Consider the following 23718-nt stretch of genomic DNA (forward strand, 5'->3'; position numbering starts at 1 on the left):
TTAAAGATCGGCGTAGAGCGGTTCGTCGGCAATCAGCACGCGATGGAGCAGGCGCGGATAGTCGCCATAGTTGCGCACCGCATAATGGACCGCCGCGCGATTGTCCCAGAAGGCGACCGATCCCGGCTTCCACGAAAAACGGACCTGAAATTCGGGCCGCTTATATTGCAGCAATATCTCCTGGATCAGCTCACGGCTTTCGGCCAGTTCCAGTCCCAAAATCTGCGGATTCTGGGTCAGGTTAACCCAAAGTATCTTCTTGCCCGTTTCGCGATGGGTGCGCACCACCGGATGGGCGACGATCGGATAGTCATGGCCGTCCGCCAGCAAAGCCGACCGATAGTCATGGGTGACGTGCAGCCCCTCCAGCCGCGCCTTCAATTCGTCCGAAAGCCCTTCATAAGCCAGATTGGCATCGACCCAGACGGTGTCGCCGCCGACCGGCGGCAGATCGACCGCGCGCAGCACCGCTCCCCATGTCGGGACCAGACGCCAGCTCGTGTCGCTATGATAGGCCTCACCCGGCCGAATCTTCACCTTGGTCTGGCGCTGGTCGAAGCGGGCATTGTCCACGGCGGCGATATTGTGGATCGGCGTGATCTTGGGATCGTGGGTCGTGCTGGGATGGGTGTAGAGCGGCCCGAATTCCCGCGCGAAGGCGGCGTGGCTGTCATTATCGAGTTGCTGGTCGCGGAAGAAAACGACCTTATATTCCAGTACGGCAGCACGAATGGCGTCTCGCACATCCGCGCTAATCGGCTTGCCAATGTCTATGCCATGGATTTCGGCACCGATCGTCGGTTGAAGCGGGCGAATGTCGATTGGCGTTGGGGCAATGCGTTCGGCTGTGGCTGTCGACATGATGTCATCCTTTCCTGCCATGTAGCTCCCAGGCTGGAGCGATGAACAAGGGGTATGAAATCTTGCAAGGTAAATCCCATGATTATTTCTTGAAGATCTATGACTGTCGATGAACAATTTAAAACCCCCATCAATCCTTACATGGGAATGCGCCGAAATTCATAAACTGCTATTTGTGATCGAGAAGAGTCATCGAGAAATTCCAATAAGACGCGTCTTGCCGAAGCGGCCTTTCAGACGGGAGAATCATTCATCCTTACAGCAGAATGAAGCAGGACATGCTGAACCGCGAGAGCGGGCACGAGGCTCGCGCCTGTCTCGCTATGTCCCAACTTTCTCCAGTAGCGCCAATGATTGCCGGGTCTGCCTTGCCGATGCAGGGGACAGAAAGCCGCGATCACCGTTCGACTGCCATGGTGCAATCATGAAACGGCTGAACCGGGCCAACGCATATTTGCGTAGTATAGTCGAGATGATCGGAAGCGGACGTCGCTTGGCCGAGTTCAGTCAACGGTTATAGACGCTACCGCGTTCAGGTGGTGCCGACTGCTATCGCCTGCGCATAGCGCCGGTCGGCCACTTCCCAGTCGAGATTGCGGAACCAGGCATCGATTTGGCGGCCTACCATGATCCATGTGGAAACTATGCTCGTACATGTCGAGGGCGAGGATCGGGATGCCAGCGGCCGCACCATGCATATGATCCCAGACCCAATGATTGTGCAGCGAGTGGATATGGAGATTATAGGCGAGGATCATCCAGCCCGAGCCGCCTGCCAGCGACAGGCCCGTGCGCCGGAAATCCTTCTCCCATGTCTCGAACGATCCCCAGGCTTTGGCGAGCGCCCCGTGAATGGAGCCAGCGGCCTGGCGGTTGCTGCCGAGCCCGTCGAAATACATCTCATGGAGAATGACCGATCCGGTCCGGTGCATTCCTCACGCTTGAGGCCGCCATAGAGGACCGGCGGCCTGTCCGCATCGGCCAATGTGGCGGCGAGCCGGGTTTCGACGATGTTGAGGGTCTTCACCGACCCGATATAATTATTCTCCCAATGCGACCGGATAAGGCGCTCGGACAGCCCGTCCAGCTTCGCCGGATCGAAGCGCAAGGGCTTGGGCTGGTGCGTGCCGGCAAAGGCTGGCGGCAGAGCGGTGGGCGGCGCGGCGACTTGCCCGCTTGCCGTATCGGTAGCTGCCATAGCCAAAGCGCCTGCGCCAAGCGTTTGAACGGCGGTACGACAAGAGACATCAACCATTTTTGCAGATCCTGTCAGACGGCGAGAGTGTAGATCGCGCCCAGGATTGCGCAGCCTCCAAGAACCGGCAACACGCCCAGCTTGAACCTGAAGATGGCCACCGCCGCTGCGAGCGCCAGCACCACGGCGGCAACATTGATGGAAGCCGGAACCGGCACGTCGAAGTTGCCGGTCGGCGAGCGGACCGCCATCGTCTTGCCAAACAAGGTGTGGATCGCGAACCAGATGGCGAGGTTGAAGATGACGCCCACGACCGCTGCGGTGATGGCCGTCAGGGCCGACGACAGCGCTTTGTTGCCCCGCAACCGCTCGATGAAGGGCGCACCGGCGAAGATCCACAGGAAACAGGGCACGAACGTCACCCAGGTCGTGAGGATCGCGCCCAGCGTCGCCGCCAGCAGGGGCGCCATCGTGCCAGCATCGCGAAAGGCGGCCAGAAATCCCACGAACTGCGTCACCATGATGAGCGGGCCTGGCGTCGTTTCCGCCATGCCCAGGCCATCGAGCATTTCGCCGGGCCGCAGCCAGCCGAAAGTGCCGACCGCTTCCTGCGCCACATAGGCAAGAACGGCATAGGCCCCGCCAAAGGTCACGACCGCCATCTGGCTGAAGAAAGTGGCGATGTGGGTGAACACATGGTCCGGCCCCAGGATCAGGAACAGTCCGGCAACGGGCACCAGCCAGAGGACCGACAGTATCGCGCAGATCCGCAGCGACCAACCCAGATTGGGTCTCGCATGGTCGGGCAATGCTTCGCCCAGCGCGGTGTCCCGGTCATGGACGACGTTGCCACCGGCAGTACCATGACCGGCGCCGCTCTTGAACTGGGGCAGGCCGCTTCGCCCGCCGATATAGCCGCCCACGCCCGCCGCCAGGACGATCAGGGGAAAGGGTGTATCGAGAAAGAAGATCGCGACAAAGGCCGCGACGGCAATCCCCCGCATGACATTATTCTTGAGCGCGCGTGATCCCACGCGCAACACCGCCTGGACCACCACGGCCAGCACAGCGGCCTTCAGCCCGAAGAATATGCCCTCAATCAGCGGCAACTGGCCCAGTAGCACATAGAGGTAGCTCAAGGCCAATATGGCGAGAAAACCGGGCAGGACGAAGAGCGCTCCGGCGATCAGACCGCCGCGCGTCTTGTGCAGCAGCCAGCCGATATAGATCGCCAGTTGCTGCGCCTCTGGTCCCGGCAGCAACATGCAATAGTTGAGCGCATGGAGAAATCGCTCCTCCCCGATCCAGCGTTTCTCCTCGACCAGGATGCGGTGCATCACGGCGATCTGGCCAGCCGGACCGCCAAAACTCAATGCGGCGATACGCACCCAGATGCGGGTCGCCTCCCCAAGCGGGATGCCATGATCGCTCGCTTTCGACTCAGATGGATCGGCGAGCATGGAGCCGGTTGCAGTCATCGGTCTGCCTTTCGGTTCGAGAAATAGGCGTGGAACTGGTTCAGCGCGTCGCTGGCCGTCGCGATGCGCTGCAGGTCGTCATCGGTGGAGGCGCAGACGCCCGACAGCATCGCGCCAAGGCCCGCTGTCTCGGGCCGCGCGAACTTGCCGTCGGCAATATCCAGGTCGTGAATGATTTCGGCGATGGCGATCAGCGCCGGATCATCGGTCAGGCCGCCGCGCGCAACGAGGGTTTCGAAGCTGCAATTCTCGCCCTCATGGGTGAATTCGGCATCCGCCATGTCGAAGCGCAGTTCATCCTTTTGTGGCGCGTAGCTGCGGCCGTCGACGAAACGGAAGGTCGCATCCGGGTCTATGAACCTGCGGATCAGCCAGGCGCAGGCGATGCGATCGACATGGACGCCGCTGCGCGTCACCCATGTCCTGCCCTTCAGATCGCGCGGCAGGTCGGCAGCGGGCTCGTCGCGACTGACGTCGGGATGCTGATAGCGTTGCCGGTCGAGGTCCGCCAACGCCGCTTGCGCCTGCTGCCGCCCGTGCGCGCCGAAGAAGTCGAGTTGAACGACATCCGTCATCCGTTTCTGGAGCTTGGCGATATCGGCGCCGCTGGCAGGGCCGGTGTCGATCAGCCGCCGCGCCGCCTGGGCTATGTCATCATAGTCGGAGTCGCGCGCGGCATCGAACATCGCGCGGATGTCAGCGTCGCCCTGGCCGCCCAGCATCCGCGCTTCGATGAGGGTCGCCTCGCCGCCGCCATCGATGATGTCGGCCATAACACTGCGAAACGCATGGCCATGTTCGTTCCTAAGAGGCAGGATATGTACCGCATTTTTTAGCGGCACCGCACCGATCGCCTGCAGGCGACGCCAGATTTTCACGCGCAGATAGGGCGGCTTGACCGGAAGCTGGTGCAGCAGGGCCAGCCAGATGGAGGGTTCGCTTGTCGTCATGATAGAACATATATATCATTTGATTCGAAATAGAGGAATATATATATCTTATGCCGCTCGCCATCGTCCCATTGTCTGGTGCCCTGACTTGCTGCCTGGTGCTCAGCCTGCCGTCCGTCGCTATGGCCGATGATGCGCCCGACGGCCTCACCGTCAGCGGGGCGATCCGCATCCGCTACGAAGCGATCGAAGGACAGGCGCGCACGGGCTTCAACGCAAGCGACGACCTGCTCAACGTCCGCACAAACATTCTTGCCGAATATAGGACGGGCGATGTGCGGCTGGGTGTCGAACTATACGATAGCCGCGTGTTCGGTGACGATGCCGGTACGCCGGTCACGGTCGGGGAGGTAAATGCGCTGGAGCCGGTGCAAGCCTATGTCGCGGCCGACATCCTGGTGCCCTTCGGCAATGGGGCGAAACTGACTCTGACGGCGGGGCGTATGATGCTGAACCTGGGATCGCGGCGTCTCGTCGCAGCCGATGACTATCGCAACACTAACACCGGCTATACGGGCGGGCGCGCCGATCTGGTCATGCCGCAGGGGATCAAGGCGACGCTGATCTACACCCTGCCGCAGGTCCGGCTGCCGGACAGTCCGCAAGATCTCCGCGACGCCAGGGTCAAGCTCGACAGGGAAAGTTTCGATCTGGTCCTGTGGGGAGGCCTGATGACGAAGAGCAACATCCTGGGATCGGCGACGGGCGAGATCAGCTATTATCACCTTGGGGAGCGCGATGCGCCGGGGCGACCAACACGCGACCGTTCGCTCGATACGTTCGGGGTTCGCATCATCGCGGAGCCGCGCATTGGGAAATTCGATTATGAAATCGAAGCCCTTTTCCAGACCGGCGCCATCAGTGCGTCGCTTGCTTCTGTGGCATCGCGCCAGTCGGTCAGCGCCGACTTCCTTCACGCCGACATCGGCTATAGTTTTGCAGGAGTATGGAAGCCCCGCCTCTCTGTGGAATTCGACCGCGCCAGCGGCGACCGGCGTGGCGGGCGCTATGGGCGTTTCGATACGCTGTTCGGCATGCGCCGGGCGGACCTGGCTCCAGCGGGTCTATACAATGCGATCGCCCGCACGAACATCATGACGCCTGGCATCAGGCTGGAGGCCACGCCCAGCAAGCGCCTCGATGCCTTTGCAGTGTATCGGGCGATGTGGTTGGCCGTCAGCGAGGACAGCTTTGCAGGGACTGGGGTGCGCGATGCATCGGGACGGTCCGGGGATTTTGCCGGCCATCAACTGGAAGCACGGCTGCGTTACTGGCTTATCCCAGTGCGGTTGCGCTTTGAATTTGACGGACTGCTGTTGGCCAAGGGCCACTTCTTGCGCGACGCGCCCAACGCGCCATCGGGGCGCTGGACGAAATATGGATCGTTCAACCTGACAGCGAGTTTCTGAGATGTTTCGGCTCTATCAGTTAAATGTCGCGATGATCGGCTGACGAGAGTCGACCCTTCTGAGACATTCAGCAGCCTATTTCAGAGCCTTAGGTGCTGACGGTCTTCTGTGGATGGCTCCCGCGTTGCAAATGCAATTTGACGTATTGGCGAATTGGTCGGGTGCAGTCTTCTGTCCGGCCTGTGGATGCAGTCGATAGAAATTGCTGGCCCTGATGGAGTCCGCGAACAAGGTCCCATTCTGCTTATCAGGCTAGGATGCCTTGGACCGTCATCTGGTTTTCCTTGTTCCCGGTCTGACCGGTATCGCCATCACATCGCGTCGCTCCCACAACCTCGTGAAACTGATTTCCTTAGCTAAACCCTTGTTCCATCATACTCCTTACCGCCACTCGAATTCTGGAGCGGTGTGAGCCCGAGCCACGCAGCGAACTGGCGGCCGGATTTAAACTGGCTCGGATCAGCCACCGATGCCGCCAGTGCTGTGGCACCGACCGGGCCAATGCCGGGAATAGTTGCAAGGCGCCGTGCAACATCATCGCTGCGCGACAGGGCGGCAAGCGCACGATCAAGCTCGCGCAACCGTACGTGGGTATCGAGGATTTGCCGCGACAGCATGTTCATCCCAGACGATGGGTGGTCAAACGGACTTTCGCATGGCTCAACCGAAATCGCCGCTTGGCCAAGGACTTCGAGCGAACCATCAAATCCGCAACTGCTCTTCTCTATGCCGCCGCAGCCAGCGTTCTCATCAGGCGCATCGCTCGTTACGCATGAGATTCAAGACAGGCTCTTAGAGCCGCGCCAAACTGCTCGCCAAATCACTCTGCTTGAAAGGTTTAGCCAGTCTTGGCAAATCCAGTGCGATGCCTTTCGCTTCTGCATAGCCTGAAATCACCAACACGCGAACCTCAGGTCTGACCCGGCGTAGATGCATGGCAAGGTCAGTACCAGTTATGCCCGGCATAAGGTGATCTGTGACAAGCAGATCGATAGTTTGCGCACCTTCAAGTAACCGCATTGCCGCCTCGCCCGAATTCGCTTCCAGGACCGAATAGCCTAGTTCCCCCAGCATGTGCGCGGTGCTAGCCCGGACCAGATCCTCGTCATCGACGACTAAGACCACGCCGCGATCCTGTTGAGACATCTCCATGTTGGGGACGGCCTCCTCCACCGGCGAGGCGTCAGTTACGGGAAGCCAGAGATTGATGGTGGTGCCCTGGCCAACCTCGCTGTCGATAGCGAGGCCTCCTCCCAACTGGGCCGCCAGCCCATGCACCATCGAAAGGCCTAGACCAGTTCCCTGTCCTACACCTTTTGTCATGAAAAAGGGTTCGATAGCTTTGGCGAGTGTGTTCTGATCCATGCCTGAACCGGTATCTGCAACGCTCAAAAGCACATACTCGCCCTCGGCAAGTCCAAGCGAATTATCAACATGAACCGAGCGTTCGTGAGCGCTGATAGTCAGCGTGCCTCCTGCATCCATGGCATCTCTCGCATTGACCGCCAGATTGAGAAGCGCCATCTCGATTTGATTGGCATCAGCCTTAGCAGGCATGAGATCCTTGGCGATGTGGAACAACACCTGAATACGCGGTCCACAGGTGCTGATGATCAGATCACGCATCTCATTGACAAGCGTGCCAACATCGATGGCTGTTGCCTGTAGGGGCTGTCGTCGCGCAAACGCGAGTAAGCGCTGTACGAGGGTTCGCGCCCGATCCGCTGACTTTATAGCACCCTCTATGAGCCTCTGCTCGCGATCTGTACCGACACCTTTCCGGCGCAGCAGATCAAGACTGCCTACTATCGGGGTAAGCAGATTGTTGAAGTCATGTGCGACACCGCCTGTGAGTTGCCCCATAGCTTCCAGTTTTTGGGACTGCCGCAGCGCATCTTGCGCCGTTTCCAATGCGCGCGTTCGCTCTTGAACACGATCCTCCAGCGTCTCGTTCAGACGCCGTAGCCGGTCCTGGCTCTCCCTTAGGGCGTCCTCTATTTTTCGGCGTTCGGAAATGTCGTTGAACAAGACCGCAACCCGCGCAACCGACGGATCGACGACACGGAAGGCATAAACGTCGTACCAAATGTCGCCCAATGCCTTTGCGTGCTCCTCAAAGCGAGCATGCTCTCCCGTCTTGGCGACGTTGCCGTACATATCAAACCAATGCTGCTCATGCCCGGGAACCATTGATCGCATGGACTTGCCGACAGGGTCCGTCAGTCCGGTCTGGTGAATGAATGCGGGATTTGCCTCAACAAAGACGTAATCTAATGATCGGCCTTCTGGATCAAAAATCACGTCGATGATGCAGAAACCCGCGTCGATCGATTCAAACAGGGACCGATATTTGGCCGCGCCGTGATGCAGTTCGTCAAGGCGGGACCGAGCATCATACTGACGTCTGCGGCCTCGCAGGGCAGATTGCGCCAGACTGACAAGCGTGGTGGGATGAAACGGACGCTCTAGAAATGTCACATTCCCAAGGACATCGAGCAGGCGTTTTGCGGCGGGATTCCTTTCGATCCCACCGCCCTTTTGCGTCAACAGAACAAAGGGAAAATCGGACCATTCCGGTTGCCCGTCCAGCCACTGCGCCAAGGGCGCGAGATTGGCAGAGCGCAGGCCTTCCTCCGTCATAAGCGCAAACCCCGCCCCTCCTTCAAGTTCGGATACCATTTCGCCAAGAGAGAAGGTTACGACTGATTTAATTCCTGCGTCGCGTAGGAGAGACGCTGCAATCGCCGAATCCCGCCCGCCAGGTGCGAGGATAATGGCTCGCTCGGAAAGAAGAGGAATCACTCGGGTTGGTCTTCGAGCAGAGCGGATTTTCCTTTATGCCCAACGAAGGTAGGCACGCCACGCAAAACGCCTTGGAAGTCGGTCAGAGGGTCGCCAAGCCTGAGACCATAACTGCCGATCCTGTATTCTCGGATGGTATCTTCGTGCGCGCCAATCCGCTTCTTGATGATGGAGATAGCGCGCCGGACTCGCCCTAGCGCCTCAAAATAGCGAAGAAGAATAACCGTGTCTGCCAGATACGTAACGTCGACCGGCGAGCGCATGTCGCCGACCAGCCCGTGCTGAGCGACAGTGAGGAAGGTCGTCGCCCCCTTGCGATTTAGATATTGCAGCATCTCGTGCATATGAAGGATGAGCGAATTCTCCTCCGGCATCGCCGCCTGATATCCGTTCAAACTATCGACTACGACGGTACGCGCACCATGTGTCTCGACGCAGGCCCGAACGCGCTGCGAGAATTCACCCGGCGACAATTCGGCTGCGTCAACCTGCTCGATAATAAGGTTTCCGCCATCAACCATGGCCTGCATGTCGATGCCCAGCATCATTGCGCGATCGAACAAGAGCGTTATCTCTTCATCGAAGACGAACATTGCGGCCCGTTCCCCGCGGGCGATCGCCGCCGTGACGAAAGTCAGGATTAGCAAAGATTTGCCAGTGCCCGCAGGTCCCAATACCAAGACGCTGGACCCGCGCTCCACGCCGCCACCCAGCAAAGCATCCAGTTCAGCGGATTCGCTTTTGATGATGTCGCGTGAGAAACTGCTTTTATGTTCCGCTGATATCAGCCGCGGGAAAACGCGCACCCCTCCAGACTGGATAAGAAAGTCGTGGAAACCTCCGCGGAACCGCCGTCCGCGATATTTAATGATACGAAGCCGGCGTCGCTCTGGGCCATAGTCAGGGGCAAGCTCTTCAAGTCGTATGACCCCGTGCGCGACACTGTGGACGGTTTTGTCGGCAACATCCGCGGTCAAATCGTCAAGCATCAGCACCGTTGTATTCTGCGTCGAGAAAAAATGTTTGAGCGCCAGAATTTGGCGACGATAGCGAAGCGAGCTTTGCGCAAGAAGGCGGATCTCCGACAGGCTATCCAAGACAACCCGGTGAGGCTTTACTCGCGCGAATACATCGAAAATGCGCCGGGTAGTTTCGCCTAGTTCCAGATCCGACGAGTAGAGCAAACTTTGTTGCTGCTGCTCATCCAGCAGACTTTCGGGAGGGACAAGCTCGTACACCTCGACCCCTTCGAGATCCCATCCATGTGAACGTGCGCTCTCGCGCATTTCATCTTCGGTTTCCGATAAGGTTATGTGGAGCGACCGCTCGCCCTTCGCGGCGCCTTCTATCAAAAATTGCATGGAAATGGTGGTCTTGCCGGTGCCAGGGCTACCTTCGAGTAGGAAAACTCGACCACGGGTAAGCCCGCCTGCCAATATGTCATCTAAGCCCGCCACACCTGTCAGAGCCAGATTAGTCGATTTGTCCACCATGCTAGCCTTCTGATCTCCCAAACCGGATACGACGTGAAACCGGTGCCAGCACGGAAACTCGTTCTCGTGCCATGTTCTATACGTTCAAGGGGCGATTTCGCTGCATCTCATCGACGAGGGCTATTTAATCCTGTCACGCTCTTAAGCAACCTGAGCCGTCCATAGCACTCCCCGAGACGGGCTGGGTTGAGCTGGAGCGGGAGGACCCCTTCGACCGGCATCAATGATGCCGGATCGGCGCAATGTCGTGCCGTAGCGGGAGGAGCCTATGACTTCTGTCCACATTCTCGCCAACTGGATCACCATCACCATCACCGTTTCGCAGACGCTGGGAACGGCAATGGGCGACAGGCTAGCCACTACCGGCGGGCTGGGCTATATCGGCACCTCGGGCATATTCGGGCTTGGTCTGGCCGGGCTGCTACTCCCGTATGTCCTGACCGACATAGATCGTGTGATATTATTCTGGATGGCCTTCATCCTGACGCGGCCACCGTGATCATCCCGCTCGTCGCCCTATTGGAGCCCAGTAAAAATGCAGGGGCCAAGCAATTATGAGCGGACGCCAAGGTCGCCTCAACCCTCGGATGCCAGGTCCTTCCCAGAGGGCGTTCGTTTCACGAACAGCAGCGTCACCAGAATAAGCGCCGTCAGGAGTCCGCACATCAGCCAGGCCGCGTTTATCCCTGGAACGAGCGAGGCCTTCTCCACCAGAGGCCGGATCATTTCCGTCGCAAATTCATCAAGCGGCTGGCCGCGTTGTTCCAGAAAGGCATCTCTCGGTATGCCGATCTTCACCGCTGTCGCCACGTCGCCCGCACGCAATTTTGCTTCTATCTGGCCGGCTTCGGTTGCTGCTTTGCTGAAGATGGTGGTGTCGATCAGCGCCAGGCCGACCGCACCGCCCAGATTGCGCATCAGGTTGAACAACCCGCTGCCGTCCGCCACCATGGCGGCAGGCAATCGCCCCAGCGCCATACGCGTCGGCGGCAACAGGCAAAACATGATTGCCGCGCCACGCACAATCTGTGGTATCAGCATGTCGGCAAAATCGGTCTGTCCGGTTTGATGCGCGCTCAGCAACAGGCCGATCGCGAACAGCGCGAAGCCGAACGCGGTGAGCCACCGGGGATCGACCCGGCGTTCGGCCCACACTGCCAGCGGCGCCGTCACCAACTGGGTCAGGCCCGTCACCAGCATGATCTCGCCGATGCGCAACGGACCATGGTCGCGCACCAGACCCAGGAAGAAGGGCATCAGATAGGTCGATCCAAACAGGCCGAACCCCAGCACGAAACTCAGCATGCAGCCGATGGTGAAGTGGCGATCGGCAAAGCAGCGCAACTGGACCAGCGGCGTGTCCGACATCCAGGTTCGCCAGATGAAAGCCGCCGCGCTGATCACGGACACGGCAAGCAGCAGCATCACATGCGGAGCGCCCCATCCCAGCGACGGCGCATCCTTCAGCCCGATCTGCAACGCGATCAGGCTGGTGGCGAGCAGCAGGAGCGCGATCATGTCGATCGGCCTGGCCCCATGCCGTTCGGCGACCTTGCCACGCAGGAATATGGCGACGCCTGCCGCCGCGATGATCCCCGGCAGGATGTTCACCCGGAACAGCCAGTGCCAGGAATAGGACTGGGTGATCCATCCGCCCACGATCGGCCCGATCGTCGGCGCCAGAACGGCGGCGACACCAGCGATGGTCGTCGCCAGCGCCTGGGAGCGGGGCGGAAACAGCAGGAATACCGCGGCGAAAACAGCAGGGATCAACGTCCCGCCGGAAAAACCCTGCACGATGCGCCAGGCGATCAGTTCTCCAAAACCGTTGCTCATGGCGCAACCGAGGGAGGCGACGGTGAACAGGCTGACTCCCCCGACGAACAGCCAGCGCATACCTAGCCGGGCGGTCAGATAGCCTGTCAGCGGTATGGCGACGATCTCGGCCGTCAGATATGCCGTCTGCACCCATATCATCTGGTCTGGCGCGATGCCCAATGCGGTCTGGATAGTGGGGAGCGACGTGGCGACGATCTGGATGTCCAGGATCGCCATGAACATCCCCAGGCACATCAGGATGAAGCCGGTCCACTCGCGATATCCAGCGGCCTGTGTTCCGCGATCATTCAGGTCAGACCCATTATGCATGTCGTGCCTATCCCGAACGCCAACTCTGTCATAGCCGCTTGGCTGTCGGACACAAGGAACTCGCAGAGGGCCAAGTCGTTGCGCACAAGAACCTTTTTTACCGGTGCGCCGGTCACGTCAGGCGGTCCTATTTGAATCCGGTGTCCATACTCTCGCTTGTGACGGAAACCCCGCCGTATCGGCTGTCGCAAAGCGAAGCACTCGACACGGCGCGCGATCTCATCGGCAAGGATTTCGCCGATTTCGAACGCCTGTCCTCAGTCTATGCCAATGCCGGGGTCGCGTATCGCCAACTGGCCATGCCGGTCGACTGGTATCGCAGCCCACGTTCCTTCCCCGAACGGTCCGCCGCCTATCTCGATGTCGCGGTCGACCTGTTCGTCGCCGCAGCACAGAGAGCGATCGCGCAGGCGGATCTTCGCCCGCAGGACGTGGATACAATCGTCACCGTCTCCTCGACAGGCATCGCCACGCCCAGCCTTGAGGCACGCGCCATGGCGCACCTCCCCTTCCGCAACGATGTTCAGCGGATTCCGATCTTCGGCCTTGGTTGCGCGGGTGGGGCTACCGGCCTGGGCGTGGCGAGCAAGCTGGCCCGCGCCACGCCGGGATCGACGGTCTTGTTCGTCACGGTCGAATTGTGCAGCCTTGCCCTGCGAACGGACAAGGCCGACAAGGCCGACATCATTTCCACCGCGCTGTTCGGCGATGGCGCGGCGGCCAGCGTGCTGCGAACCGGAGAGGATGGCTTCGTCCAAATCACCGGCAGCGCCGAAAAAACATGGAGCGGTACGCTCGATATCATGGGCTGGCGCGCGGAACCCACTGGTCTTGGCGTCGTCCTCAACCGCGCCATCCCGGCTTTCGCGCGGCGGGAGATGCGGCAGGCCATGACGGAGATGCTAACGCCGCAAGGCCTTGGTATAGACGATATCGACCAGTTCATTTGCCATCCCGGTGGCGCCAAGGTCGTCGACGCGCTCGAAGGAGCGCTGTCGTTGGACCAGGGGTCTCTGGTGAACGAACGTAATGTGCTACACGATCATGGCAATATGTCGGCACCGACCGTGCTGTTCGTCTTGGAGCGTTACCGCCAGGGAGGATTGCCCCCCTTATCCGTCCTCAACGCATTGGGACCCGGCTTTACCGCCTCTTCGCTGACGCTACGGTGCTCGGCGTGACCCTGCCATATGCAATCATGGTGTTCGTCACCCTGCAACGACTAAGCGAGCTGATAATCGCCCGCCGCAATACCGCCAGGCTGCTGGCCGCCGGTGCGCATGAAGTCGGAGCCAGCCATTATCCGGTCATGGTGGCGATGCACACGGCTTGGCTCGCTGCCCTATGGTTCACGGTTGGCGATCGCCCTGTCTCCATGCCGCTGCTGCTCCTTTTTGCTATTCTGCAACTGATGCGGATATGGGTGCTGGCGACCCTGGGTTCGCGCTGGACCACCCGGATCATCGTGACGCAGGACGCCGCCCTCGTTAACAAAGGGCCATTCCGTTTCCTGCGCCATCCCAATTATGCTGTGGTGACCGCCGAAATAGCCGTCCTGCCGCTGACATTCGGTCTGATATGGATCGCCGCGCTGTTCACTCTGCTCAACGCGGCGATGCTCTACGTTCGGATCGGCGCTGAAAATCGCGCGCTTTACGACCCCGCACCACGCCTTTAGAGCATCGTGCCATTAATCTGCAACATACCCAGCATGTTTGAGGTAATTCCAGCATTCGTCGGGTGAGTATAGTTGGCATATTGATCCGCCGGCCTGCCACAGGGCATTGATGGTTCTGGCCTTGGTTTTTCGGAGATGCGCTTTGAGCTTGGCGAATGCCATTTCGATGGGATTGAGATCGGGGCTGTAGGGCGGCAGGAACAGGAACCATGCGCCGCATTCCTTGAGGATGGCGGCGGCTTTTTCGCTCTTGTGGCTGGAGAGGTTGTCGAGGATGACCATGTCGCCGGGCTTCAGCGTCGGTGCGAGTTGGGTCTCGACATAAGTCTCGAAGATCTGGCGGTTCATCGGGCGGTCGATCACCCAGGGCGCGGTCAGTCCATCATGGCGCAGGGCGGCAATGAAGGTCTGGGTGCCCCAGTGACCGAAGGGAGCCTTTCATCTTGAGCCGCTGGCCACGACGCGCACGGCCTCGGAGCCGGGTCATCTTGGTGGTCGTGCCGGTTTCGTCGATAAACACCAGCCGCTCCGTGCGTTGCTTCATCCACGGCTGGCGATGCGCCGTCCATATTCGGCGCCTCTGGACGATGTCAGCGCGATCGGTTTCGCTCGCCAGCAGTGTTTTTTTTGACGGTAAAGCCGTGCCGGATCAGCAACCGCGACAGCGAGGCCGGGTGCGCCTTTACCCCGCGCTCGGCCAGAAGCCGCGCTGCCAGTTCCGGCATGGTGATGTCGCCATCGGCGTCCACCCAGCCCACCAAAGCGTCGATATGGGTGCCGAGCAGATCGCTCCCCGCAGGACGGCCTTGCCGCGCAGGAGCCAGCGATCCCGTCTGTGCCTTGCGCTGCGCCAGGCGAACCGCCGTCGCCGCACTCACCCCGAAACGCCGCGCCGCCGCACGACACGACTGGCCCCGTTCGATCTCGCCAATGATCCGAACACGAAGATCAACCAAACTGCTCTTACCCATGATCCACCTCCAAAGACGGTGAATCACAAAACTCGCGCAAAGGAAATCCACACCGATTTAGATTTCAGGTTCAATGCTCTAAGGGATCGCGCACAAAGCGATACCAAAAAACTGGAGCGCGCGACTGGTGTTCGCTTGAAGTCAGCGCGCTCCTGGGGTGATGACCCATGGAACCAGAAGATGACGGCTGGCGGTCCGCGCCTACAACAGCGCGACGACCGCCAGCCTGTCCGATGACGTCATGAACAGGCTTTTGCCATTCGGCCCAAAGCAGCAATTGGCCACAGCCTTGCCGGTGGCCACGATGCCCAGCAACGTCCCGTCCGGCGTCACGATATGCACGCCGCCAGGACCGGTCGCAAAGACATGGCCATCGGGCGCGACCTTGATCCCGTCGGGCAGGCCCGGCAGCCCTTCGGCACGTTGCTTTCGCATGTCGTGAAATAGGCGCTGGCCGGTGGGGCGACCCTTTGTGTCGAGCGTATAGGCGCGAATTTCCGGCTGTTTCTCGTCGGACAAGGCCAGATAGAGCGTGCGTCCGTCGGGCGACAGCGCCACGCCGTTGGGACGGCGGTGGCTGCCATCGACCAGGGCAACATCGCCATCCGGCGTCAGCGCATAGAGGCCATTATGGTCGATTTCGCGCAGCGATGATGCATCGCCATCCGCAAAACCATAGGGCGGGTCGGTGAAATAGATGGTGCCCGATGGCGCAATGCACAGATCATTGGGGCTGTTGAACCGCTTGGACCCGAAACGGTTGGCCAGGATGGTGCGTTTGGTCGTTTCCACGTCGATCCGGACGATCGCTCGCGTGCCGCTGTCGGCGGCGATCAGCTGACCGGCCGTGTCGATGGCAAGGCCGTTGAGGCCGGCTTCGCGCACGCCGGCGGGTATGGCCGTTTGCAATCCGGCGGGCGAGAGGAAGGGCTTTGTGCCTTGCCCGGCCTGCCAGCGATAAAGGATATTGGCGGGGGGATCATTGAACAGCAAATAGTCGCGCTGCGCCACCCACACCGGCCCTTCGGCCCAGCGAAACCCTTCGGCCAGTATCTCGATCGATGCCGACGGCGCGATGATCCGGTCCAGCGCTGGAGACAGGCGCGTAATGCCGCCCACTTTCGCGGGGCCAGCAGCCATTGCCGCGACCGGCATCGCAGCCAGCGACGCCAGCACGGTCCGACGTCCGATCAAGCGCCGATCCTGACGCTGCGCCCTTGCGCGGCGGATTGGTAGATCGCCTCGATCACGCGCATGTCGGCCAGGCCTTCTTCGCCCGGCACGATCGGCGTCTTGTCCGTCAATATGCACTCGGCCAGATGATCGAGCTGCGCCGCAAACTGGTTCTTTGCGGGGGCGGGCGGGGTGCGGGGCGCCGTAACGCCGTTCTTGCGGATCGTCATGCTCTGGCCCGCATAGGGGGTCGCCGGTTCCATCCCGATCCAACCCTGGGTTCCGTGGATGCGATAGCTGTTATGCCCTGTGCTGTAGCTGGAAATACAGTCGGCGATGACGCCGGACGGAAAGCGCAGCAAGAAGCTGATCCGGTCCTCGACCGTGCGGAAACGCGGGTCGGCCCGGTCGGTGGATTCGACCGCGGTCACCTCGACCGGTTCCTCGCCGGTCAGGTAACGGGCCGCGTTCAGGCTGTATATGCCGATATCCATCATTGATCCGCCCCCCGACAAGGGCTTGTCGAGCCGCCATTGATCCGGTTTGATCGGGAAGCCATGTTCCGCCGTTATCAGTCGCGTCGGACCCACATGCCCGCCGCGCACCAGATCGATAGCCAGACGGTTATATGGTTCGAAGCGCGACCGATAACCGATCATCAGCTTCTTGCCCGCCTTGCGACTGGCCGCGATCATCGCCTGGCAATCGGCCACGGATGTCGCCATCGGCTTTTCGCACATCACATGCTTGCCGGCTTGTGCCGCGCGAATGGCGTATTCTGCGTGCAGGCTGTTGGGCAATATGATGTAAACGGCGTCGATATCGGGATTATCGCGGATGCGATCGAAATCGGCGTAGCTGTAGCGATGCGTTTTGGGGATGCCATATTCGGCGCCATAGCTGTCGAGCTTGGCCGGGGTGCCGCTGACCAGCGCGACGATGCGGGCGTGTTCGCATCCGGCAAAATTCGGCATGATCTGGCGCGTGGCATAGGAACCCAGCCCGACGATCGCATAGCCGATCTTGCGCGTCGGGGCTGCTGACACCCCGCTGCCGACCGAGGCCAGCATCAATCCCGCGCCCAATCCGCCCATCACCTCACGCCGCGAACCGATCGCCATATCACTCTCCCCATGCGCCGCGCATTTTTGCCGTCAGTCGGCCAGGTCAACCGGGCGTCGCGCGCAGCCAGCCCAGATTGCGGGCGGCGATGGCGGCTTGCGTCCGATTGCGGACGTTGAGCTTGCGCATCAGGGCGGTCATGTGGACCTTCACGGTCGCTTCGGCCATGCCCAGTTCGTATGCAATCTGCTTGTTTAACAGGCCCGAATGGACGCAGCGCAGCACTTTCATTTGCGTGGGGGTCAGCGCAGGGGGTTCCTGGCTCCTTGCGGGCGGATGGCGAAACTCCCGTTGATCGGAACTATTGTGCAGGTCCAGCGCAATGAACATCCGTCCTCTCCCTGTTCGATCCGACTCGAATCAGCCGGCCTGTTGGCCTGCCGGCTTGATTAATATCGTTAGCGCTAACAGTAGATGGATTGGTCAGACAGGTTCAAGTCAAAAATGCGATATACGACCCCAACTGGGTGGAATATCCGAAAATGACGCGATATCTGTCTAACAGCTTTACGCGGGCGCTGCGCCAAATGCCGGAATGGCGGCGAGCGAGAAGGGGGAGAAGGATGACGTTAACATCGCGTCGGACGGCCATCGCCGTCCATGTCCCGGCCGGGTTGCCAGATGACGGAGTCGCGTCCCGATGACACCAGCGGATTATCGACTGATCCTGGCGGCGGTGGTCGGCATAGCGCTGTCCATCATCCTCATCATCCGGGGCCGATTACACCCCTTTGTCGGCCTGCTCTGCGGCGCCTTCACCGTGGGCCTGCTCGCGGGCCTGCCGATGGAAGAAACGGCCAAGGCGGTCGAAAAGGGTGCAGGCGCCATCCTCGGCGGCACTGGTCTGGTCGTCGCGCTGGGCCTTGGCCTTGGCGCGATGCTGCAACTGTCCGACGGCGCGGGTGGCATGGCGCGCGCCGCGCTGCGCCTGTCGGGCGTGAAGGGCGCGCCATGGGCCAGCCTCTTCACCGCGATCGTGATCGGCCTGCCGCTTTTCTTCGAAACCGGCCTCGTATTGCTGTTGCCGATCGTCGCATCGGCGGCGGCGGCGTTGCCGACGGGGCAGAATGGCGACGCGGCCAAACTGCGCCTGATGCTGCCGGCGCTGGCGGGCCTGTCGGTGGTTCATGCGCTGGTGCCGCCGCATCCCGGCCCGCTGCTGGCGGTCAACGCGCTGGGGGCCAATCTCGGCCTGACCCTGCTCTACGGTCTGATGATCGGCATCCCGACCGCGATCATCGCCGGACCGCTGCTGGCGCGCTTCACCGCGCCGGGCGTGACGCTCAACCCGCCGCTGCTGGATCCGGTGAAGGTCGATGTCGCCACCCCGTCGGTCGGCCGCGCGCTGGCCGCGGTGTTGTTGCCGGTCGTCCTGATCGCCGCGGGGCAGGCGGTGGCCCTGCTGCCGCCGAATGTGGCCGTGCATTTCCACTGGCTCAGTTGGGTCAGCGATCCGGTAGTGGCGCTGCTGGTGGCCGTCCTTGCCGCCTTGCCGCTGCTGTTTGGCCGCCGCATCACCGACCGCACGATCCAGAACGCGATCTGGACCGAAGCGATGACGCCCGCTGGCGGCATCATCCTGGCGATCGGCGCGGGCGGCGCGCTCAAACAGGTGCTGGTGACGGCCGGCCTGTCGGACATGCTGGTGCGGGTGGCCGATGGCGGCGCGATTTCGCCGCTCATCCTCGCCTGGGGCGTGTCCGTCTGCATCCGCCTGGCCACCGGCTCCGCCACCGTGGCGACGATCACCACGGCCGGCGTGATGCAGGGGCTGGTCGCCGCGTCGGGGGTGGAACCGGAATGGATGGTGCTGGCGATCGGCGCAGGCTCGCTCTTCTTCTCCCACGTCAACGATCCCGGTTTCTGGCTGGTGAAAAGCTATCTGGGGACGGATATGGCGGGCACCTTCAAGACATGGTCGATCATGGAAACCGTGGTCGCGATCGTCGGCCTGTTGCTGGTGCTGCTTGCCAGCAGTATCTTTTGAGGTGGCGACCCATGTCTTCCCCCGACAGGGCAATAGTCCGATGAGCCAGACGCGGCTGTCCGATCATGTCTATGCGGCGATCGTGGACGTCATCACGGGCGAAGGGCTGGAGGTGGGCGGACGCCTGCCGGCCGAAGCGCGGCTGGCCGAGATGTTCGGCGTATCGCGCGCGATCGTCCGCGAAGCGCTGATGCGGCTGGCGTCGGATGGCATTACGGAGGCGCGGCGCGGCGCCGGCTCCTTCGTCAAAAGCCGGCCGTCGGACCGGCTGGCGGCGTTCATGCCATCCACGGAGTTGCCGACCACCCTGGGCAGCTACGAAGTGCGCTTCGTGCTGGAGGCGGAAGCGGCGCGACTGGCGGCCAATCGCCGGACGCCGCAGGACATGGCCGATGTCGAGGAAGGCATGGAATTGCTGCGCGCGGCCCTGCTGTCGAGCGAACCGGCGCATGTGGAGGATATGGAATTGCACCGCCGCATCGCGCAGGCGACCGGCAACCCCGCCTTTATGGTCGCCTTCGACGCGCTGCATGCCGATGTCGACAAGATCATGCGCGCGGGCGTAGACATCAGCCGGTCGCGCCCGCCCGAAGTGATCGCGACAATGCTGCGCGAACATGACCAGATTGTCGACGCCATTCGCGCGCAGGATGCAGAAGGCGCGGCGCTCGCGATGCGCTGGCATCTATGGGAAGGCCGACGGCGGTTGATGCCCTGACTTATTGGCCGCTGTGCAGCCAGCTAAGTACTTGATCACGAAGCTCTTTTGGTGACGCATCCGTCGTCAGAACCAACGCTGCTTCGGCCAAGGTAGGCCGTTCCAGCGTCACGAGCTGGCTGTCGAGCAGGCTGGCGGGCATATAATGGCCCGGCCGGTTCTGGACCCGCGTCAAAAGCCGTTCGCGGCTATTGTCCAGCAGGACGAAGCGCACCGGCGCGCCGATCCCCGCACGCAGCCGATCGCGATAGCTATGCCGCAGAGCGGAGCAGGCCGTGACAACCGAAACAGATGTCTCGATCGCTGTCGCACTGGCCTGCGCCAACCGGTCAAGCCACGGCCAGCGATCCTCATCCGTCAGCGGATCGCCGCGGCGCATCTTCTCGACCGCGTCGGGCGCATGATAGTCGTCGCCTTCCAGAAACGGGCAGGCGAAAGCATCGGCCAGCAAAGCCCCCAATGTCGATTTGCCACAGCCGCTGACGCCCATCACGATCAGGGCCAGGGGGGACGGGACAGGGGCGGCAGATGGCGGCAAATTGCGTTCCTTGCAGAACAGGCAATACCCCGACGGGCATCGCAATGGTGCGTTCCCCTGTACCAGCCGGGCAAAGGCCCTGAACACTACGACCTTCGTCGCAAGTGCCAAAGCCCCCGCCGCCTTCTAGCCATGCGATACGGCAAGATAACAGGAGGGAGGTCGGCTATGATCGGACGCAGCATGATGGCGGCTTTGTTGGCGGCGACCATTTTGGCAACGCCGGCCTGGGCCGGGACGGTTTCGGTCTTCCCGGTTGCACCCGAGGAACCGACCGCCGTGACGGTAACGGCCAAGGGCGACGGGCGTGCGGACGATAGCGCCGCGATCCAGCAGGCGCTGGACCAGGCGCGCGACAAGACCGGCCATGGCATCGTCTTCCTGCCGTCGGGCAGCTATCGCATCAGCCGGACGCTGGTCGTGCCTGCGGGCGTGCGCATCTATGGCGTCGGGCCGACACGTCCGGTGATCCTGCTGGCCGCCAATACGCCGGGCTTCCAGAAGGGCGTGTCCACCATGATCGTCTTTGGCGGCGGCGATCAATATCTGGTGGGCAAGGTGCCGGTCCCGGTGGCGACGGTCGTGCCCCGCGACAAGGTGGTGCGCGACGCCAATTCCGGCACCTTCTATTCGTCGATGAGCAATGTCGATATCGAGATAGCGCCAGGCAATCCGGCGGCGGCGGGCGTGCGCTTCCGCATGGCGCAACATGCCTTCCTCAGCCATATGGAATTTCGCCTGGGGACCGCTTTCGCTGGGGTCTATCAGGCCGGCAACGTCATGGAGAATGTCCATTTCCAGGGCGGTCGCTATGGCATCGTCACCGAAAAGACATCGCCTGCCTGGCAGTTCACCCTGCTCGATTCCAGTTTCGACGGCCAGAGCCAGGCCGCGATCCGCGAGCATGAGGTCGACCTGACCCTCGTCAATGTCGCGATCCGCAATACGCCGGTCGGGATAGAGATCGACCGCGGTTACAGCGACAGCCTGTGGGGCAAGGATGTCCGCTTCGAAAATGTGTCGAAGGCGGGCGTTATCATCTCGAACGAGAAGAATGTCTTCACCCAGATCGGCTTCGACAATGCGCTGGCCGTAAACAGCCCGGTCGTCGCCCGCTTCCGCGACAGCGGCAGGACAGTCGATGGCAAGGGCAAGGCCTATAAGGTCGCGTCCTTCTCCCATGGCCTCGCCATCCCCGACCTCGGCCATACCGGCGACTATAAAACCGTGGCGGACATTCAACCGCTGTCCGCCATGCCCGCCCGCCGTGCGCCCGCCATCCGCGACCTGCCCGCCATGACCGATTGGGTCAATGTCCGATCGCTGGGCATCATGGGCGACGGCAAAGCCGATGACACCGCCGCGATCCAGAAAGCGATCGACAGCCATCGCATCCTCTATTTCCCGGTCGGCTTCTACAAGGTGACGAACCGGCTGACGCTGCGCCCTGACTCCATTCTCATCGGCCTGCACCCTGCGATTACCCAGCTTTACATTCCCGACGATAATCCCGCTCATGCTGGCCTTGGACCAGTGCTGCCGATTCTGGAAAGCCCCAAGGGCGGCGACAATATCCTGTCGGGCCTCGGCCTCTTCACCGGCCGGATCAATCCGCGCGCGTCCGCGCTGCTGTGGCGGTCGGGCGAAACGAGCCTGGTCGAGGACGTCAAGATCATGGGCGGCGGCGGCACGCCCACGGCGGATGGCAAGATGCTGGGTGCTTTACGGGTCAACACCGGGGATCCTGTCACCGACGGGCGACTGGATGCGCAATATCCCAGCATCTGGGTGACGGACGGCGGCGGCGGCACCTTCGCCAACGTCTGGAGTCCCAACAGCTTTGCCCAATCGGGCCTGCACGTCACCAACACCAGTACACCCGGCCATGTCTATGAAATGTCCGTCGAACATCATGCCCGCAACGAAATCGTCCTCGACAATGTCCAGAATTGGGAGTTCCTGGCCCCCCAGACGGAACAGGAGGTCGATGACGGTCCCGACGCCATCTCGCTCGACATCCGCAATTCGAGAAATCTGCTGTTCGCCAACTATCACGGCTATCGCGTCACCCGCACCTACGCGCCGGAAAAGAGCGCGGTCAAGCTAACCAACTCCAGCGACATCCGCTTCCGCAATGTCCACATCAACGCCGAAAGCGGCTTTGCCACCTGCGACGACGAAGGCTGCGGCACCTTCCTGCGCGCCAGCAAATATCCGTTCGATAATGCGATCGAGGATGTGACCGGCAAGCGCTTCGTGCGGGAACGCGAGTTCGCCAGCCTGGACATCGGGGCGGCGGATCGCGCCATCCCGCCCGTCTCGCCCAGCAGCACGCCGGTCGAAAAGCTGGAAGACGGCTTCTGGTCGATCTCCGGCGCGGCCGTCGATGCACAGGGTGCGCTCTATTTCATCGACCGGCGATTCCAGCGCATCCATCGCTGGAGCGAGGCCAAGGGGCTGGAAATCGTGCGCGACCAGGCGCTTGATCCGGTCAATCTAGCGATCGATGGATCGGGGCATCTGCTGGTGCTGTCTTCGCTGGGGCCGAAGGCGGGGGTCTATTCGATCGACCCGAACGGCGCGCCAGACAAGATGACCCTGATCCAGCCGACGCCGGTGCGGGCGAAGGGCGCGGCCAGGACGCTGCTGCCGGTCAACTGGTGGAACAATGGCGAGTTCAGGGACCAGCTCGACCCCCAAACCTATGCGTTCACGACGTTGGCGGAGATGTTCGCGCGCGACGCCGGTACGCCCAAGGCGCGCGAATATGTCTCCCCCGACGGCAGCCTGTCGCTGCCCGCCTTCCGCGTCTGGCAGCAGGGACCGATCGATCATGTCGGCTGGCGCTGGTCGGACAGCCTGAACGCCAATGGCCTGGTCGGCGGCAAGCCGGGCGATCGTCTCTTCGTCACCAACGGGTCGGAAAATATCACCTATAGCGGCACGGTCGGCGCGGGCGGCACGCTGACGAACCTCAAGCCCTTTACCAACCGGGGTGGCGAAAGCGTCGCGGTGGACGGGCAGGGGCGCGTCTTTGTCGCGAACGGCCAAATCTTCGTCTATGGCGCGGATGGCCGGGAAACGGGCAGGATCGACGTGCCCGACCGGCCCTTGCAGATCCTGTTCGGGGGTGCGGACAAGCGAACGCTTTTCATCCTGACGCATCACGCTTTGTACGCCGCCAGGCCCTGAAAA

The 23718-nt window shown here is 61.5% G+C and carries 19 protein-coding genes and 3 pseudogenes; 8 read left to right on the forward strand and 14 right to left on the reverse strand.

Annotation, left to right across the window (positions count from 1 at the left end):
- The 5 genes from HHL08_RS03650 to HHL08_RS03665 all read right to left on the reverse strand — a co-directional run bounded on the left by HHL08_RS03650 (position 1) and on the right by HHL08_RS03665 (position 4484).
- Positions 1-861 (reverse strand): TauD/TfdA dioxygenase family protein, encoded by an 861-nt coding sequence (locus tag HHL08_RS03650; protein ID WP_169571135.1) that lies wholly within the window; start codon positions 859-861, stop codon positions 1-3.
- Between the two features lie 503 nt (positions 862-1364).
- A complete protein-coding gene (locus HHL08_RS26090) occupies positions 1365-1715 on the reverse strand; it encodes a Fe-Mn family superoxide dismutase (protein ID WP_328804571.1) in 351 nt (116 codons plus the stop codon).
- Positions 1616-2059, reverse strand: a complete 444-nt coding sequence (locus HHL08_RS26095) for a hypothetical protein (protein ID WP_328804574.1) — start codon at positions 2057-2059, stop codon at positions 1616-1618. The genes HHL08_RS26090 and HHL08_RS26095 overlap by 100 nt, the downstream gene beginning before the upstream one ends.
- 71 nt (positions 2060-2130) lie before the next feature.
- Entirely contained in the window at positions 2131-3534 is a 1404-nt protein-coding gene (gene chrA, locus HHL08_RS03660; RefSeq protein ID WP_408021752.1) for a chromate efflux transporter, read from the reverse strand.
- Positions 3531-4484, reverse strand: coding sequence for a chromate resistance protein ChrB domain-containing protein (locus HHL08_RS03665; RefSeq protein WP_206377694.1), 954 nt, complete (start codon positions 4482-4484; stop codon positions 3531-3533). The genes chrA and HHL08_RS03665 overlap by 4 nt, the downstream gene beginning before the upstream one ends.
- Before the next feature lie 98 nt (positions 4485-4582).
- Here HHL08_RS03665 and HHL08_RS03670 point away from each other — a divergent pair, with 98 nt between their 5' ends.
- On the forward strand, positions 4583-5893 hold the full coding sequence (locus HHL08_RS03670) for an alginate export family protein (protein WP_328804556.1): 1311 nt from the start codon (positions 4583-4585) through the stop codon (positions 5891-5893).
- Positions 5894-6270: 377 nt separating this feature from the next.
- On the opposite strand, the pseudogene HHL08_RS03675 reads toward HHL08_RS03670, so the two are convergent.
- A pseudogene (locus HHL08_RS03675) lies at positions 6271-6423 on the reverse strand (transposase); the annotation flags it as partial.
- A gap of 87 nt (positions 6424-6510) precedes the next feature.
- Between HHL08_RS03675 and HHL08_RS03680 the strand changes: the two are divergent.
- A pseudogene (locus HHL08_RS03680) lies at positions 6511-6669 on the forward strand (transposase); the annotation flags it as partial.
- 16 nt (positions 6670-6685) lie between these two features.
- Here the strand turns inward: HHL08_RS03680 and HHL08_RS03685 are convergent.
- Together HHL08_RS03685 and HHL08_RS03690 are read right to left on the reverse strand one after the other, a co-directional pair.
- Positions 6686-8695 carry a hybrid sensor histidine kinase/response regulator gene (locus HHL08_RS03685; RefSeq protein WP_169571137.1) on the reverse strand — a complete coding sequence of 670 codons (2010 nt, stop codon included), beginning with the start codon at positions 8693-8695 and terminating at the stop codon, positions 6686-6688.
- Positions 8692-10188: an ATPase domain-containing protein gene (locus HHL08_RS03690; protein ID WP_169571138.1), complete on the reverse strand. Its 1497-nt coding sequence runs from the start codon at positions 10186-10188 to the stop codon at positions 8692-8694. The genes HHL08_RS03685 and HHL08_RS03690 overlap by 4 nt, the downstream gene beginning before the upstream one ends.
- Positions 10189-10456: 268 nt before the next feature.
- On the opposite strand from HHL08_RS03690, the gene HHL08_RS03695 reads away from it, so the two are divergent.
- On the forward strand, positions 10457-10687 hold the full coding sequence (locus HHL08_RS03695; RefSeq protein ID WP_169571139.1) for a COG4705 family protein: 231 nt from the start codon (positions 10457-10459) through the stop codon (positions 10685-10687).
- 77 nt (positions 10688-10764) lie between these two features.
- Here the strand turns inward: HHL08_RS03695 and HHL08_RS03700 are convergent, their stop codons facing one another.
- Positions 10765-12336 carry a DHA2 family efflux MFS transporter permease subunit gene (locus HHL08_RS03700; RefSeq protein ID WP_169571140.1) on the reverse strand — a complete coding sequence of 524 codons (1572 nt, stop codon included), beginning with the start codon at positions 12334-12336 and terminating at the stop codon, positions 10765-10767.
- A gap of 140 nt (positions 12337-12476) precedes the next feature.
- On the opposite strand from HHL08_RS03700, the gene HHL08_RS03705 reads away from it, so the two are divergent.
- Together HHL08_RS03705 and HHL08_RS03710 are read left to right on the forward strand one after the other, a co-directional pair.
- Positions 12477-13517 carry a type III polyketide synthase gene (locus HHL08_RS03705; protein WP_328804572.1) on the forward strand — a complete coding sequence of 347 codons (1041 nt, stop codon included), beginning with the start codon at positions 12477-12479 and terminating at the stop codon, positions 13515-13517.
- On the forward strand, positions 13514-14014 hold the full coding sequence (locus tag HHL08_RS03710) for an isoprenylcysteine carboxyl methyltransferase family protein (RefSeq protein WP_328804558.1): 501 nt from the start codon (positions 13514-13516) through the stop codon (positions 14012-14014). Before HHL08_RS03705 ends, HHL08_RS03710 begins: the two co-directional genes overlap by 4 nt.
- 12 nt (positions 14015-14026) lie before the next feature.
- Here the strand turns inward: HHL08_RS03710 and HHL08_RS03715 are convergent.
- The 4 genes and pseudogenes from HHL08_RS03715 to HHL08_RS03730 form a co-directional block, all read right to left on the reverse strand.
- A pseudogene (locus HHL08_RS03715) lies at positions 14027-14985 on the reverse strand (IS630 family transposase).
- A gap of 201 nt (positions 14986-15186) precedes the next feature.
- Complete coding sequence (locus tag HHL08_RS03720) at positions 15187-16179, reverse strand: SMP-30/gluconolactonase/LRE family protein (protein WP_169571142.1); 993 nt, start codon at positions 16177-16179, stop codon at positions 15187-15189.
- Positions 16176-17279, reverse strand: a complete 1104-nt coding sequence (locus HHL08_RS03725; protein WP_206377697.1) for a Gfo/Idh/MocA family protein — start codon at positions 17277-17279, stop codon at positions 16176-16178. The genes HHL08_RS03720 and HHL08_RS03725 overlap by 4 nt, the downstream gene beginning before the upstream one ends.
- 46 nt (positions 17280-17325) lie before the next feature.
- Complete coding sequence (locus tag HHL08_RS03730) at positions 17326-17610, reverse strand: response regulator transcription factor (RefSeq protein WP_235954785.1); 285 nt, start codon at positions 17608-17610, stop codon at positions 17326-17328.
- Positions 17611-17920: 310 nt separating this feature from the next.
- Between HHL08_RS03730 and HHL08_RS03735 the strand changes: the two genes are divergently transcribed.
- Positions 17921-19267: a GntP family permease gene (locus tag HHL08_RS03735; RefSeq protein WP_169571143.1), complete on the forward strand. Its 1347-nt coding sequence runs from the start codon at positions 17921-17923 to the stop codon at positions 19265-19267.
- 40 nt (positions 19268-19307) lie between these two features.
- Positions 19308-19985 carry a FadR/GntR family transcriptional regulator gene (locus tag HHL08_RS03740; protein ID WP_169571144.1) on the forward strand — a complete coding sequence of 226 codons (678 nt, stop codon included), beginning with the start codon at positions 19308-19310 and terminating at the stop codon, positions 19983-19985.
- A 1-nt stretch (position 19986) separates the two neighbouring features.
- Here HHL08_RS03740 and HHL08_RS03745 read toward each other — a convergent pair whose 3' ends face one another.
- Entirely contained in the window at positions 19987-20523 is a 537-nt protein-coding gene (locus HHL08_RS03745) for a gluconokinase (RefSeq protein WP_408021753.1), read from the reverse strand.
- A gap of 168 nt (positions 20524-20691) precedes the next feature.
- On the opposite strand from HHL08_RS03745, the gene HHL08_RS03750 reads away from it, so the two are divergent.
- Positions 20692-23715, forward strand: coding sequence for a glycosyl hydrolase family 28-related protein (locus tag HHL08_RS03750; protein ID WP_169571145.1), 3024 nt, complete (start codon positions 20692-20694; stop codon positions 23713-23715).
- Positions 23716-23718: the final 3 nt, after the last annotated feature.

Source organism: Sphingobium psychrophilum (assembly GCF_012927105.1).
In the GTDB taxonomy this organism is placed as follows: Bacteria; Pseudomonadota; Alphaproteobacteria; order Sphingomonadales; family Sphingomonadaceae; genus Sphingobium; species Sphingobium psychrophilum.

What these genes read in the sequence shown, in the direction of transcription:
- HHL08_RS03650 (WP_169571135.1), bottom strand. Translation starts at nt 861, where the DNA reads ATGTCGACAGCCACAGCCGAACGCATTGCCCCAACGCCAATCGACATT.
- HHL08_RS26095 (WP_328804574.1), bottom strand. Translation starts at nt 2,059, where the DNA reads ATGGCAGCTACCGATACGGCAAGCGGGCAAGTCGCCGCGCCGCCCACC.
- chrA (WP_408021752.1), bottom strand. Translation starts at nt 3,534, where the DNA reads ATGACTGCAACCGGCTCCATGCTCGCCGATCCATCTGAGTCGAAAGCG.
- HHL08_RS03665 (WP_206377694.1), bottom strand. Translation starts at nt 4,484, where the DNA reads ATGACGACAAGCGAACCCTCCATCTGGCTGGCCCTGCTGCACCAGCTT.
- HHL08_RS03690 (WP_169571138.1), bottom strand. Translation starts at nt 10,188, where the DNA reads ATGGTGGACAAATCGACTAATCTGGCTCTGACAGGTGTGGCGGGCTTA.
- HHL08_RS03695 (WP_169571139.1), top strand. Translation starts at nt 10,457, where the DNA reads ATGACTTCTGTCCACATTCTCGCCAACTGGATCACCATCACCATCACC.
- HHL08_RS03700 (WP_169571140.1), bottom strand. Translation starts at nt 12,336, where the DNA reads ATGCATAATGGGTCTGACCTGAATGATCGCGGAACACAGGCCGCTGGA.
- HHL08_RS03725 (WP_206377697.1), bottom strand. Translation starts at nt 17,279, where the DNA reads ATGGCGATCGGTTCGCGGCGTGAGGTGATGGGCGGATTGGGCGCGGGA.
- HHL08_RS03730 (WP_235954785.1), bottom strand. Translation starts at nt 17,610, where the DNA reads ATGTTCATTGCGCTGGACCTGCACAATAGTTCCGATCAACGGGAGTTT.
- HHL08_RS03735 (WP_169571143.1), top strand. Translation starts at nt 17,921, where the DNA reads ATGACACCAGCGGATTATCGACTGATCCTGGCGGCGGTGGTCGGCATA.
- HHL08_RS03740 (WP_169571144.1), top strand. Translation starts at nt 19,308, where the DNA reads ATGAGCCAGACGCGGCTGTCCGATCATGTCTATGCGGCGATCGTGGAC.
- HHL08_RS03750 (WP_169571145.1), top strand. Translation starts at nt 20,692, where the DNA reads ATGATCGGACGCAGCATGATGGCGGCTTTGTTGGCGGCGACCATTTTG.